The 12,082-nt window shown below is 70.7% G+C and carries 12 protein-coding genes; 8 read left to right on the plus strand and 4 right to left on the minus strand.

The annotated features are described in order from the left end of the window. Positions 1-167 precede the first annotated feature (167 nt). Entirely contained in the window at positions 168-758 is a 591-nt protein-coding gene (locus ABZ896_RS49455) for an N-acetylmuramoyl-L-alanine amidase (RefSeq protein ID WP_360944948.1), read from the plus strand. A gap of 115 nt (positions 759-873) precedes the next feature. Then, entirely contained in the window at positions 874-1,785 is a 912-nt protein-coding gene (locus tag ABZ896_RS49460) for a pyridoxal-phosphate dependent enzyme (RefSeq protein ID WP_360944951.1), read from the plus strand. Between the two features lie 20 nt (positions 1,786-1,805). On the opposite strand, the gene ABZ896_RS49465 is transcribed toward ABZ896_RS49460, so the two are convergent. Beyond that, the gene (locus ABZ896_RS49465) at positions 1,806-3,404 is read right to left on the minus strand and encodes a Na+/H+ antiporter (protein WP_360944954.1); all 1,599 of its coding nucleotides are present in this window, start codon (positions 3,402-3,404) and stop codon (positions 1,806-1,808) included. An 87-nt stretch (positions 3,405-3,491) separates the two neighbouring features. Here ABZ896_RS49465 and ABZ896_RS49470 point away from each other — a divergent pair, with 87 nt between their 5' ends. The 3 genes from ABZ896_RS49470 (at position 3,492) to ABZ896_RS49480 (ending at position 5,612) form a co-directional block, all read left to right on the plus strand. Continuing rightward, complete coding sequence (locus ABZ896_RS49470; protein WP_360944957.1) at positions 3,492-3,752, plus strand: UBP-type zinc finger domain-containing protein; 261 nt, start codon at positions 3,492-3,494, stop codon at positions 3,750-3,752. Between the two features lie 292 nt (positions 3,753-4,044). Then, positions 4,045-4,458: an anti-sigma regulatory factor gene (locus ABZ896_RS49475; protein ID WP_019058277.1), complete on the plus strand. Its 414-nt coding sequence runs from the start codon at positions 4,045-4,047 to the stop codon at positions 4,456-4,458. Beyond that, positions 4,455-5,612: an RNA polymerase sigma factor SigF gene (locus ABZ896_RS49480; protein WP_360944960.1), complete on the plus strand. Its 1,158-nt coding sequence runs from the start codon at positions 4,455-4,457 to the stop codon at positions 5,610-5,612. Before ABZ896_RS49475 ends, ABZ896_RS49480 begins: the two co-directional genes overlap by 4 nt. Positions 5,613-5,643: 31 nt before the next feature. Here the strand turns inward: ABZ896_RS49480 and ABZ896_RS49485 are convergent, their stop codons facing one another. Continuing rightward, a complete protein-coding gene (locus ABZ896_RS49485; protein ID WP_360944963.1) occupies positions 5,644-6,093 on the minus strand; it encodes a hypothetical protein in 450 nt (149 codons plus the stop codon). Positions 6,094-6,245: 152 nt separating this feature from the next. On the opposite strand from ABZ896_RS49485, the gene ABZ896_RS49490 reads away from it, so the two are divergent. Both ABZ896_RS49490 and ABZ896_RS49495 read left to right on the plus strand, forming a co-directional pair. Further along, positions 6,246-7,214 (plus strand): diacylglycerol kinase family protein, encoded by a 969-nt coding sequence (locus tag ABZ896_RS49490; protein ID WP_360944966.1) that lies wholly within the window; start codon positions 6,246-6,248, stop codon positions 7,212-7,214. Positions 7,215-7,532: 318 nt separating this feature from the next. Then, positions 7,533-7,790: a WhiB family transcriptional regulator gene (locus ABZ896_RS49495; RefSeq protein WP_006142322.1), complete on the plus strand. Its 258-nt coding sequence runs from the start codon at positions 7,533-7,535 to the stop codon at positions 7,788-7,790. A 181-nt stretch (positions 7,791-7,971) separates the two neighbouring features. Here the strand turns inward: ABZ896_RS49495 and ABZ896_RS49500 are convergent, their stop codons facing one another. Both ABZ896_RS49500 and ABZ896_RS49505 read right to left on the minus strand, forming a co-directional pair. Beyond that, positions 7,972-9,438, minus strand: a complete 1,467-nt coding sequence (locus tag ABZ896_RS49500; RefSeq protein WP_360944975.1) for a PAS domain-containing sensor histidine kinase — start codon at positions 9,436-9,438, stop codon at positions 7,972-7,974. Positions 9,439-9,876: 438 nt separating this feature from the next. Further along, positions 9,877-10,947, minus strand: coding sequence for an SIS domain-containing protein (locus tag ABZ896_RS49505; RefSeq protein WP_360944969.1), 1,071 nt, complete (start codon positions 10,945-10,947; stop codon positions 9,877-9,879). A gap of 166 nt (positions 10,948-11,113) precedes the next feature. On the opposite strand from ABZ896_RS49505, the gene nagB reads away from it, so the two are divergent. Then, complete coding sequence (nagB, locus tag ABZ896_RS49510; RefSeq protein WP_360944972.1) at positions 11,114-11,899, plus strand: glucosamine-6-phosphate deaminase; 786 nt, start codon at positions 11,114-11,116, stop codon at positions 11,897-11,899. The last annotated feature ends 183 nt before the right edge of the window (positions 11,900-12,082 follow it).

A 12,082-nucleotide genomic window follows, 5' to 3' on the forward strand; every position in this document is an offset into this window, starting at 1 on the left:
TCAGGGAGCAAGCAGCGGCAGCTGATGCACGCCCCGGGCAGACACCCGCGCGTTCACGAACCTTGACCGGCTACACCACGTGGCGGGACACCATCGCCCGTTTCGGTACATGCACCCTGACGAGCCGGCCGGAAACGCGTGAGCCGGGAACGGAAGGAAGGTGTGTCATGGCCTCACCCATGTCCGCGGGGCGGTTTCTCGCCGTTCTGCGTGCGGAGGGCGCCATCGTCGTCGAGGTCGGGGACTGGGAGCACCACAACCGGAACCACAAGGGGCCCTGGGGCCCGGTGCACGGCGTGATGATCCACCACACCGTGACGCAGGGCAGCGAGCACACCGTGCAGCTGTGCCGGGACGGCTACACCGGCCTCCCCGGCCCGCTCTGCCACGGCGTGATCACCAAGGACGGCACCGTCCACCTCGTCGGCTACGGCCGCGCCAACCACGCCGGACTCGGCGACGACGACGTCCTGCGCGCGGTGATCGCCGAGACCGCCCTCCCCGCGGACAACGAGGCCAACACCGACGGCAACCGGCACTTCTACGGCTTCGAGTGCGAGAACCTCGGCGACGGCGAGGACCCCTGGCCCGAACCCCAGCTGACGGCGATCGAACAGGTCTCCGCCGCCGTCTGCCGCTACCACGGCTGGACGGAACGGTCGGTCATCGGCCACCTGGAGTGGCAGCCCGGCAAGATCGACCCGCGCGGCTTCACGATGGCCTGGCTACGCGGCCGTATCCGACAACGCCTGACCTGACACCGCAAGCCGCGTCGGACATCACCCCCCCCGGCGCCCCGCCCCGCACCCCACCCCCACACCGCACGCCACATCCACCGCCACCCCACCCGGCCCCCCAGGTCACAATGAGCACGTGACCGCCCTCGACCCCCTGCACCCCCGCCTCCCCTCCCCCGTGCAGGAGCTGTCCGACCCCCGCTTCGACCGCCACGGCCTGCGGCTCCTGCTCAAGCGCGACGATCTGATCCACCCGGAGCTGATCGGCAACAAGTGGCGCAAGCTCGCCCCGAACCTCGCCGCCGCGGCGGGCCGTACGGTCGTCACCTTCGGCGGCGCCTACTCCAACCACCTGCGCGCCACGGCCGCCGCCGGCCGCCTTCTCGGCCTGCCCACGGTCGGCGTGGTCCGCGGCCAGGAACTCGCCGACCGCCCGCTGAACCCCTCCCTCGCCCGGTGCGCGGCCGACGGCATGCGGCTCCACTTCGTCGACAGAGCGACGTATCGCCACAAGACGGATCCGGAGACGCTGGCCGGGATCCTGGCCGCGATCCTGCGCGCGGCGGACGCGAAGGACGCCTACGTCGTCCCCGAGGGCGGCAGCAACGCCGAGGCGGTACGCGGCTGTCGGGCCCTCGGCGAGGAGCTGCGCGGCCACGCCGACGTCGTCGCGATCGCCTGCGGCACGGGCGGCACCCTGGCCGGCCTCGCGGCGGGACTCGCCCCTGACCAGCACGCCCTCGGTATACCGGTCCTCAAGGGCGGCTTCCTGACCGCCGGCATACAGGCCCTGCAACACCGGGCGTTCGGCGGCCCGCGCGGCGACTGGCACCTGGACGACCGCTTCCACTGCGGGGGTTACGCCCGCACCACCCCCGAACTCGACGCCTTCGCCGAGGACTTCGAGGACCGCCACGGCCTGCCCGTGGAACGTCTCTATGTCGCCAAGTTGCTCCACGGACTCGTCAACCTCGCGACCGAGGGCGCCTTCACGCGCGGGACGACCCTCGCGGCGGTCGTCACAGGCCGACCGTTCCCTGACCAATGAGCCCACTGCGCCAAAGCCCCCTACTCCGACGCCTCCCGATACGCCGCCGCCTCCTCCAGGTCCAGCCTGCGCAGCAGCGTCCGCAGCATCTCGTCGTCGATGTAGCGGCCATCCCGGAGCTTCACGAACATCGTCCGCTCGGCGCCGATCATCTCGCGGGACAGCCGCCGGTAGGTGTCGTCCGCGGTCTCTCCGGTGAGCGTGTTGACCTGGCCGAGGCGTTCCCAGACGGCGTTGCGGCGGCGCTCCAGAACCTGGCGGAGGCGGTCGGCGAGGGGTCCGGGGAGGGCGTTGCGCTCGTCGGAGAGGAGTTCCTCCAGGCGGCGTTCGGCGGCCCGGGAGGCCTGCGCCTGGGCGTTGGCCTCGGCGAGTGTCTCGGCCTGCGCGTCCCGGCCGGGCAGCTTCAGGAGGCGGATCAGCGGGGGCAGGGTGACGCCCTGGACGACGAGGGTGCCGATGACCGTCGTGAAGGTCAGGAAGAGGATGAGGTTGCGCCCGGGGAAGGGCTCGCCGTCGTGCAGGGTCTCCGGGATGGAGAAGGCGATGGCCAGCGAGACCACGCCCCGCATCCCGGCCCAGGCGATGACGAAGGGGCCCTTCCAGGTGGGGTCGTCCTCACGCGCGCGGATCCGCGCCGACAGCACGCGCGGCAGGAAGGTCGCCGGATACACCCACACGAACCGGGAGACGACGACCACGAGGAAGACGGCGACCGCGTACCAGGCGGCGGGCCCGCCCTCGTACTCCCCGAGTCCCTTGAGGACGACGGGCAGTTGGAGTCCGATGAGGGCGAACACCGAGGATTCCAGGACGAAGGCGACCATTTTCCAGACCGCGTCCTCCTGGAGGCGCGTCGCGAAGTCGACCTCCCACGCGCGGTGTCCGAGGAAGAGCGCCACCACGACCACCGCGAGCACTCCGGAGGCGTGGAAGGACTCCGCGGCGGCGTAGGCGACGAACGGGATCAGCAGGGAGAGCGTGTTCTGCAGCAGCGGTTCCTTGAGGTGGGTGCGCAGCCAGTGGATCGGCACCATCAGCACCAGGCCGACCACGACACCGCCGACCGCCGCGAGCAGGAACTCCCCGATGCCGCCCGCCCAGGAGGCGCCCTCGCCGACCGCGGCCGCGAGCGCGACCCGGTAGGCGGTGATCGCGGTCGCGTCGTTCACCAGGGACTCACCCTGGAGGATCGTGGTGATCCGGGACGGCAGCCCCACCCGGCGCGCGACCGCGGTCGCCGCGACCGCGTCCGGCGGCGCCACCACCGCGCCCAGCACCAGCGCACCGGTCAGCGAGAGCCCCGGCACGATCTGGTAGGCCGCCCAGCCGACGACGAGGGTCGCGAAGAGGACGTAGCCCACCGACAGCAGCGCCACGGGCCGCAGTTGCGCCCTGAGGTCGAGGTAGGAGCTGTCGGTGGCCGCGGAGTGCAGCAGCGGCGGCAGGATGAGCGGCAGGACCACATGCGGGTCCAGCGTGTACTCCGGGACCCCGGGCAGATAGGAGACCGCCAGCCCGGCCGCGACCAGCAGCAGCGGCGCCGGCACGGGAGTGCGCCGAGCCGCCGCGGCGACCGCCGCGCTCGCCGCCACCAGCAACAGCAGTGGCATCACGTCCATGACCCTCGCCCGCCCTCGCTCATCGTCGTGCGCCCACCCTCGGTTTTTCCGCGCGGTCGTCCGCGCGCCCGTCGTAACCTGGCAATCATGAAACAGTGCACGCACGCCGACGCGCTGCCGCACCCGGCACCGCAGCCGCAGAGCGAGACCTGCCTGGAGTGTCTGGCCGAGGGCAGCCACCCCGTCCAACTCCGGTTGTGCCTCACCTGTGGTCACGTCGGCTGCTGCGACACCTCGCCGGGACAGCATGCGACGAAACACCACAAGGACTCCGACCACCCGATCATGCGCACGCACGAACCGGGCGAGGATTGGCGTTGGTGCTTCGTCGACCACGTCCTCGTGTGACGCTGTACGCATGTGACCCTGTACTCGTGTGACCCTGGACGACCGGATTCCAGCACGGTTCGACCGTCTGACGTCTGGGTACGTCAATCCGGCGCGCGTTCTTCCCAATTGGAGCCGCAGACCCCTAGACACGGAGCGTGTCCACAGTTTTACTGTGAGTGACTGCAAGGGGTTGGGGTCCTGGGGACAGGAAGTTTGAGAGCGCGATAGCGTCACCGCTGAACCACACGTCGCGTTACCCCGGGGGGCGACCCTCGGCCCCCGAATTGCTTGTACCACCTTGGAGGTGAGGGTGTCCCAGATCGCAGGCGAGCCCGCGACCCAGGACTTCGTGGAAGTCCGGCTGCCGGCCGCGGGTGCCTACCTGTCGGTGCTGCGCACGGCCACGGCCGGCCTCGCGGCCCGTTTGGACTTCACCCTCGACGAGATCGAGGACCTGCGCATCGCGGTGGACGAGGCCTGCGCGATCCTGCTTCAGCAGGCCGTGCCCGGCTCGGTGCTCAGCTGTGTCTTCCGCCTCGTCGACGACTCGCTGGAGGTCACCGTCTCGGCCCCGACCACGGACGGGCACGCGCCCGCGCGCGACACCTTCGCCTGGACCGTGCTGTCGGCCCTCGCGGGCAAGGTCTCGTCGGCCGTGGACGAGGACAAGACCGTTTCGATCAGCCTCTACAAACAGCGCGGCGCGGGACCCGGGCCGGCGTGAGGAACGGGGACGGGCCGGTGCGGGACGAAGAGCGCGGCACACAGGAGCTGTCGGCCGGGGGCGGGCACCGTCCGCCGTGCCCGGACGCCCTCGGCGAGGGCGGCTCCGGCGGTTCCCGGCGCATGGCGGACGGCATCGACGGCATCCCCGAGCAGGCCAGGCCCCACCCGGAGCAGGACGCCGGCGACACGACGGCGACCGGGCTCCTGGACGACGGGCCGCGTGATCGGAAAGGTGCCGTGCAGGGCGCGCCTCCGGCAGGGCCGGCCGGGGTCACCCCGGTCCGGACGGGGGCGACGGCTCGTGGAAGGGCGACGGGCGGGACGATGAGCGAGCACGAGCGAAACGCAGAGGACAGCGTGGCGGGCGCCCAGAGCGCGCCGGCCGCGCACCACGATCCACACGACCGCAGCGGGGCTCGCGCCCTGTTCGTCGAGCTGCGCACGCTGAAGGACGGCAGCCCGGAGTACGCGGAGCTGCGCAACCGGCTGGTCCGGATGCATCTGCCGCTCGTCGAGCACCTCGCGCGCCGCTTCCGCAACCGCGGCGAGCCGCTGGACGACCTCACCCAGGTCGCCACCATCGGACTGATCAAGTCGGTCGACCGCTTCGACCCGGACCGCGGCGTCGAGTTCTCGACGTACGCGACGCCCACGGTCGTCGGCGAGATCAAGCGGCACTTCCGCGACAAGGGATGGGCGGTCCGCGTCCCGCGCAGGCTCCAGGAGCTGCGCCTCGCGCTCACCACGGCGACCGCGGAACTCTCCCAGCTGCACGGCCGCTCGCCCACGGTCCATGAGCTGGCCGAGAAGCTGGGCATCTCGGAGGAGGAGGTCCTGGAGGGCCTGGAGTCCGCCAACGCGTACTCCACGCTGTCCCTGGACGTCCCCGACACCGACGACGAGTCCCCGGCGGTCGCGGACACCCTGGGCGCCGAGGACGAGGCCCTGGAGGGCGTCGAGTACCGGGAATCCCTCAAACCACTCCTTGAGGACCTCCCGCCGCGGGAGAAGCGAATCCTCCTCCTCCGCTTCTTCGGCAACATGACGCAGTCCCAGATCGCGCAGGAGGTCGGCATCTCCCAGATGCACGTCTCCCGCCTCCTGGCCCGCACCCTGGCCCAACTCCGCGAAAAGCTGCTGGTCGAGGAGTAGGGCTTCCTCGAAAGGGGCTTCGGCCCCGGTCCTACCGCTGGCCGTCCTGGGTGCGGCCCGGGCCCCTGATGCCGAGGGCCTGGGTCGTCTCCTGGTTGATCAGCAGGACGAGCGCGGCGACCGCGACGACCGCGAGCGCGATGCCCGCCGGGATGGCGACACTGTCGGCCTGGAGCAGGTTGTAGGCGACGGGCAGGGCCATGATCTGCGTGATGACGGCGGGGCCCCGGCTCCAGCTGCGCCGGGCGAGCAGTCCGCGCGCGGCGAGCAGCGGCAGCAGCGCGAGCACGATCAGGGTGATGCCGCCGGTGACCGCCGACTTCCGGTCGTCCGGGTCGCCCACCAACCCCTCGACGAGGATCCAGACCCCGCCGACGACGAGCGCGAGCCCTTCGAGTCCGGCCAGCGCGGCGGCGTACGTCAGCCGCCGCGGGCGCGGACCGGCGTTCTCGGGGGCGTCGGGGCTCTGCTCACTGCTCACCCCTGAAGCGTAGCCGTCGCCCTCACGCGGCAGACGCACGCGTTCGCTCCGGGGTTGACCTGCGCCCCCGTGGCAAGCCTCACGCCCGCAAGTCTTACGTGATCCCTACCTCGGCCTGTGCCCGGTACCCCCCAGTAGGTACGCTGCAACCCATGCGTGCACTTCTCGTGGTCAATCCGGCGGCAACCACCACAAGCGCACGTACGCGCGATGTGCTGATCCACGCGCTCGCGAGCGAGATGAAGCTCGAGGCGGTCACCACCGAGTACCGCGGCCACGCGCGCGACCTGGGCCGCCAGGCGGCCGAGAGCGAGGACATCGACCTGGTCGTGGCCCTCGGCGGCGACGGCACCGTCAACGAGGTCGTCAACGGCCTGCTGCACGCCGGCCCGAAACCCGAGCAGCTCCCCGGCCTCGCCGTGGTCCCCGGCGGCTCCACCAACGTCTTCGCCCGCGCCCTCGGCCTGCCGAACGACGCCGTGGAGGCGACCGGCGCCCTGCTGGACGCCCTGCGTGAGGGCAGCGAGCGCACGGTCGGCCTGGGCCTGACCTCGGGCACGCCCGGCACCGAGGACGAAGCGGTCCCGGGCCGCTGGTTCACCTTCAACGCCGGCCTCGGTTTCGACGCCGGTGTCGTCGGCCGGGTCGAGCAGCAGCGCGAACGCGGCAGGAAATCCACACACGCTCTCTACGTCCGCCAGGCCCTGCGCCAATTCCTCGGCGAGGCGCACCGCCGCCACGGCACCATCACCCTCGAACGCCCGGACGCGGAGCCGGTGACCGATCTGGTCCTCTCCATAGTGTCGAACACCTCGCCGTGGACGTTCCTGGGCAATCACCCGATGTACGCGTCGCCTAAGGCCTCGTTCGATAAAGGCCTCGACGTACTCGGTCTCAGCCGTATGACGACGACCGCGATCGCCCGATATGGCACCCAGTTGCTCACTTCGTCCCCCGAACGGGGCCCGCACGGCAAGCACGCCGTCTCACTGCACGACCTGGACCAGTTCACCTTGCATTCGAAGGTGCCTCTCCCCCTCCAGATGGACGGCGACCACCTCGGACTGCGTACGAGCGTGACGTTCACAGGCGTACGCCGTGCACTGCGTGTGATTGTGTGAGCAGAAAGGGCTGAAGTCCTTTCACTCGAACGTTTAGGCCAGGGTCCACCCCATGGAAGTACGGCTGTGACCTAGTCGACACCGAGGAATCAAAAAAAACTTTCCGGAAGGGGTTGTATCCGCCGCTGAGGTTTGCGAGTCTCTACGTGGCGGTCGGGACAGCCCGCAACACCAGCGTCCACAGACCACCGGAACCCCTCTTCGAATCACAGGACCTCACCAGGGAACTGGTAGGCGGCCCTTCACTTGTTGAGGGATTCGTGAAAGCGTTCACATTCACAAGCAACCCGCATGTAATACCAAGGAGAGGTAGCAGCCATGGACTGGCGTCACAACGCCGTTTGCCGCGAGGAAGACCCCGAGCTCTTCTTCCCCATCGGCAACACCGGTCCTGCGCTGCTGCAGATCGAGGAAGCCAAGGCCGTCTGCCGGCGCTGCCCCGTTATGGATCAGTGTCTGCAGTGGGCGCTCGAGTCCGGTCAGGACTCCGGCGTCTGGGGTGGTCTCAGCGAGGACGAGCGTCGCGCCATGAAGCGCCGTGCCGCCCGCAACCGGGCCCGTCAGGCTTCTGCCTGACACACCCGCCCCGTACCACAGCCTGAGCTTGGCGGCGCGTACACCGCGTACGCATCTCCCGCCCCCGAGCCGCAGCGCGCAGTACCCCCGATGCGCGGCGAATGCCGGCAACGAGCATGTTGAGCCCCAGTCCCCTGAACGGACTGGGGCTCTTTGCTGCGCCCCTACTCCCGCCGCGCCGCTACTTGTTGGCCCGCACCGGCACGTCCAGGATCACCCGGGTGCCGCCCTCCGGCGCCGGGACCATGTCGAAGGTGCCGCCCAACTCGCCCTCCACCAGGGTCCGTACGATCTGCAGGCCCAGGTTGCCCGCGGTGTGCGGGTCGAACCCCTCGGGCAGGCCCACGCCGTCGTCCTGGACGGTGACCAGGAGGCGCGCCTCCTTCGTCGTGCCGCCACGCACGGCCGAGACCTCGACGGTGCCGGTGTCGCCCTCGCGGAAGCCGTGTTCCAGGGCGTTCTGGAGGATCTCGGTCAGCACCATGGAGAGCGGGGTGGCGACCTCGGCGTCCAGGATGCCGAAGCGGCCGCTGCGCCGGCCGGTGACCTTTCCGGGTGAGATCTCGGCGACCATCGCGAGGACCCGGTCGGCGATCTCGTCGAACTCCACGCGCTCGTCCAGGTTCTGGGAGAGCGTCTCGTGCACGATCGCGATCGAACCGACGCGGCGGACCGCCTCTTCGAGGGCCTCGCGCCCGCGGTCGGACTCGATGCGGCGGGCCTGGAGCCTCAACAGGGCGGCCACCGTCTGGAGGTTGTTCTTCACCCGGTGGTGGATCTCCCGGATGGTCGCGTCCTTGGTGATCAACTCGCGCTCGCGGCGGCGCAGTTCGGTCACGTCCCGCAACAGCACCAGGGAACCGATGCGGGTGCCCTTGGGCTTGAGCGGGATCGCCCGGAACTGGATGACCCCGTCGTTCGCCTCGATCTCGAACTCCCGGGGCGCCCAGCCGCTGGCGACCTTGGCGAGCGCCTCGTCCACCGGGCCCCGGGTCGGGGCGAGTTCGGCGGTGGTCTGCCCGAGGTGATGGCCGACGAGGTCGGAGGCGAGGCCCATGCGGTGGTAGGCGGAGAGCGCGTTCGGGGAGGCGTACTGCACGATGCCGTCGGCGTCGAGGCGGATCAGGCCGTCGCCGACGCGCGGGGCCGCGTCCATGTCCATCTGCTGGTTGGCGAACGGGAACGCTCCGGCCGCGATCATCTGCGCCAGGTCGGAGGCGCTCTGCAGATAGGTCAGTTCGAGGCGGCTCGGGGTGCGCACGGTCAGCAGGTTGGTGTTGCGCGCGATGACACCGAGGACGCGCCCCTCCCGTCGTACCGGAATCGACTCGACCCGGACCGGGACCTCCTCGCGCCACTCCGGGTCGCCCTCGCGCGCGATCCGGCCCTCGTCGAGCGCCGCGTCGAGGAGCGGGCGGCGGCCGCGCGGGACGAGGTGGCCGACCATGTCGTCCTGGTAGGAGGTGGGCCCGGTGTTGGGGCGCATCTGGGCGACGGAGACATAGCGGGTGCCGTCGCGGGTGGGCACCCACAGGACGAGGTCGGCGAAGGAGAGGTCGGAGAGCAGCTGCCACTCCGAGACCAGCAGGTGCAGCCACTCGAGGTCGGAGTCGCTCAGAGCGGTGTGCTGGCGGACGAGTTCGTTCATGGAGGGCACGGGGCGAGCGTACCTGGCGGTATGTGGGGGACGTGAAAGTGCCGTGTCCGAGGAACCGGGAGGGGCCCGGAGACACCCGCGGGCCGCGGCGCCTGGGAGGGACCCTCAGCCCTCCCGGCACCGCAGCCCGGAGCAGTATCGGCCGCGGGGTGTGCGGTCCCGGTCGGCCGAAGGATGAGGAGCCGGGGCAGTCAGGGCAGAGAGCTCCGGTTCCTCGTCCGTCTTCCTGTGCGGGGAAGACGGAAGTCTGGTGCATACGCTCACTACGCATTGTGGACTAGACCACTACGTGTGTCCATGCGTTGGAGCCTGTTTGTTGTTGGCGCTTTCCTGAGGGGCCCGAACTGTTCGGACGCCCTAGCATCCACCACGCAGCCTAACGCGTGTGGGTTCATGTGCGGGGCCAGATATTCATGCCGATCTCGACACCTAGTGCGTCTCCGTCACCTTCGCCAGGGCGCGGGGGGCGTCCGGGTCCTGGCCGCGGGCGATGGTGACCTCGTAGGCGAGGAGCTGGAGGGGGATGATCTCCAGGACGGGCTGGACCTCCTCGGCCACGTGTTCGGTGGGCAGGACGAAGCCGGCCGAGGCCTGGTCGACCTGGTGGCGGGGGCCGATGACGACCAGGTCGGCGCCCCGGCCGCGCAGCCGGTCCAGGACGGGCTGGAGCGCCTCGCCGCCCTTGCCGTCGGTGACGACCGCGATGACCGGGGAGACGTTGTCGACCATGGCGAGCGGGCCGTGCAGCAGGTCGGCGCCGGAGTAGGCGAGGGCCGGGATGTAGCTGGTCTCCATCAGCTTGAGGGCGGCCTCCTTGGCGGTGGGATAGCCGTAGCCGCGGGAGGTGATCACCATCCGCTCGGCGAAGCGGTAACGGGCGGCGAGGGCGCGCACCTCGTCCTGCCGGGCGAGGAGGTCCGCGGCCAGGTGGGGCAGCACCTGCGCGGGGCCGCCGTCGCCGCCGCGCAGGCCCTCGACGAAGAGGTAGAGGGCGAGGAGGGAGGCCGTGTAGGTCTTGGTCGCGGGGAGGGCCTTCTCCGGTCCGGCCATGATGTCGATGTGGTACTCGGAGACCGCGGCCAGCGGGGAGTCGGGGTTGTTGGTCACCGCGAGGGTGATCGCGCCGGCCTCGCGGGCGGCCCGGGTGGAGGCCACCAGGTCCGGGGAGCCGCCGGACTGGCTGACGGTGACGACCAGGACGTCGGTGAGGTCGGGGCGGGCGCCGTAGGCCGTGGTGGTCGACATCGAGGTCAGACCGCAGGGCAGCCCCAGGCGGACTTCGAGGAGGTACTTGGCGTAGAGGGCGGCGTTGTCGGAGGTGCCGCGGGCGGTCAGCAGGACGAAGCGGGGTGCGCGGGCGGCGATCTCCTGCGCGACCTTGCGGATGCCCGGGGCGCCCTCGTCGAGGATGCGGCGCAGGACGGCGGGCTGCTCGGACATCTCACGGGCCATGATGCGGCCGGGGAGTTCGGCGCGGGGGTCGGGGGTCGTTGCGGTCATGTCCCCATTCCACTCCCCCGGCGGGAAGGACGCCTGTCCTCCGCGTGGACCGGGGGTGGTTTCCAGGGTGTGGACCGGGGGGTGACTTCCGCCCGGCCGGGCTGCGACACTCTCCCCTGTACGATTGGTCTAAACCACATGGCTTTCTCAGATCGGCGGGCCCAGCGTGGAAGTTGTCATCGTTCCGGACGCCAAGGCGGGCGGCGAGCTCATCGCCGAGGCCATGGCTCAGCTCCTGCGGCGCAGGCCCGACGCCCTGCTCGGGGTGGCCACCGGCTCCACGCCGCTGCCCGTCTACGAGGCACTGGCGGCGAAGGCCCGCTCCGGTGCCGTGGACGTCTCGCGGGCGCGCATCGCCCAGCTCGACGAGTACGTGGGGCTGCCGGCCGAGCATCCGGAGTCGTACCGCTCGGTGCTGCGGCGGGAGGTGCTGGAGCCGCTGGGGATACCGATGTCGTCCTTCATCGGGCCGGACGGCACCGCTGAGGACATCCCCGGTGCCTGCGAGGCGTACGACGCGGAGCTGGCGAAGGCCGGGGGCGTGGACCTCCAGCTGCTGGGGATCGGGACCGACGGGCACATCGGGTTCAACGAACCGTGTTCCTCGCTGGCCTCGCGGACCCGGATCAAGACGCTGACCGAGCAGACCCGGGTGGACAACGCGCGGTTCTTCGACGGGGACATCGCGCAGGTGCCGCACCACGTCATCACGCAGGGCATCGGGACGATCCTGGAGGCCCGCCACCTGGTGCTGCTCGCGACGGGTGAGGGCAAGGCGGACGCGGTGGCGGCGACGGTGGAGGGGCCGGTGGCGGCGGTGTGCCCGGCCTCGGCGCTCCAGCTGCACCCGCATGCCACGGTGGTGGTGGACGAGGGTGCGGCGTCCAAGTTGAAGCTGGCGGACTACTTCCGCCACACGTACGTCAACAAGCCGGACTGGCAGGGGATCTGAGGGCGGATGCGTCTGCCGGGTCCGGTGGATTGCGGGGTGCGGGCGCGTAGTGGCTGGTCGCGCAGTTCCCCGCGCCCCTGGGGTGGGTATGTGGTCGGGGACCGGGGAACAGAAGTACGCCCACTGGTCCTCGCCGGACTGCGGCACCAGGCTGTCGCAGTTGCGGTCCTCGTTGTAGAAGAG

The organism is Streptomyces sp. NPDC047072 (genome assembly GCF_040643855.1).
GTDB lineage: Bacteria > Actinomycetota > Actinomycetes > Streptomycetales > Streptomycetaceae > Streptomyces.

Coding starts and splice junctions, on each gene's coding strand:
- ABZ896_RS49455 (WP_360944948.1), top strand. CDS start 168: ATGGCCTCACCCATGTCCGCGGGGCGGTTTCTCGCCGTTCTGCGTGCG.
- ABZ896_RS49465 (WP_360944954.1), bottom strand. CDS start 3,404: ATGGACGTGATGCCACTGCTGTTGCTGGTGGCGGCGAGCGCGGCGGTC.
- ABZ896_RS49470 (WP_360944957.1), top strand. CDS start 3,492: ATGAAACAGTGCACGCACGCCGACGCGCTGCCGCACCCGGCACCGCAG.
- ABZ896_RS49490 (WP_360944966.1), top strand. CDS start 6,246: ATGCGTGCACTTCTCGTGGTCAATCCGGCGGCAACCACCACAAGCGCA.
- ABZ896_RS49495 (WP_006142322.1), top strand. CDS start 7,533: ATGGACTGGCGTCACAACGCCGTTTGCCGCGAGGAAGACCCCGAGCTC.
- ABZ896_RS49500 (WP_360944975.1), bottom strand. CDS start 9,438: ATGAACGAACTCGTCCGCCAGCACACCGCTCTGAGCGACTCCGACCTC.
- ABZ896_RS49505 (WP_360944969.1), bottom strand. CDS start 10,947: ATGACCGCAACGACCCCCGACCCCCGCGCCGAACTCCCCGGCCGCATC.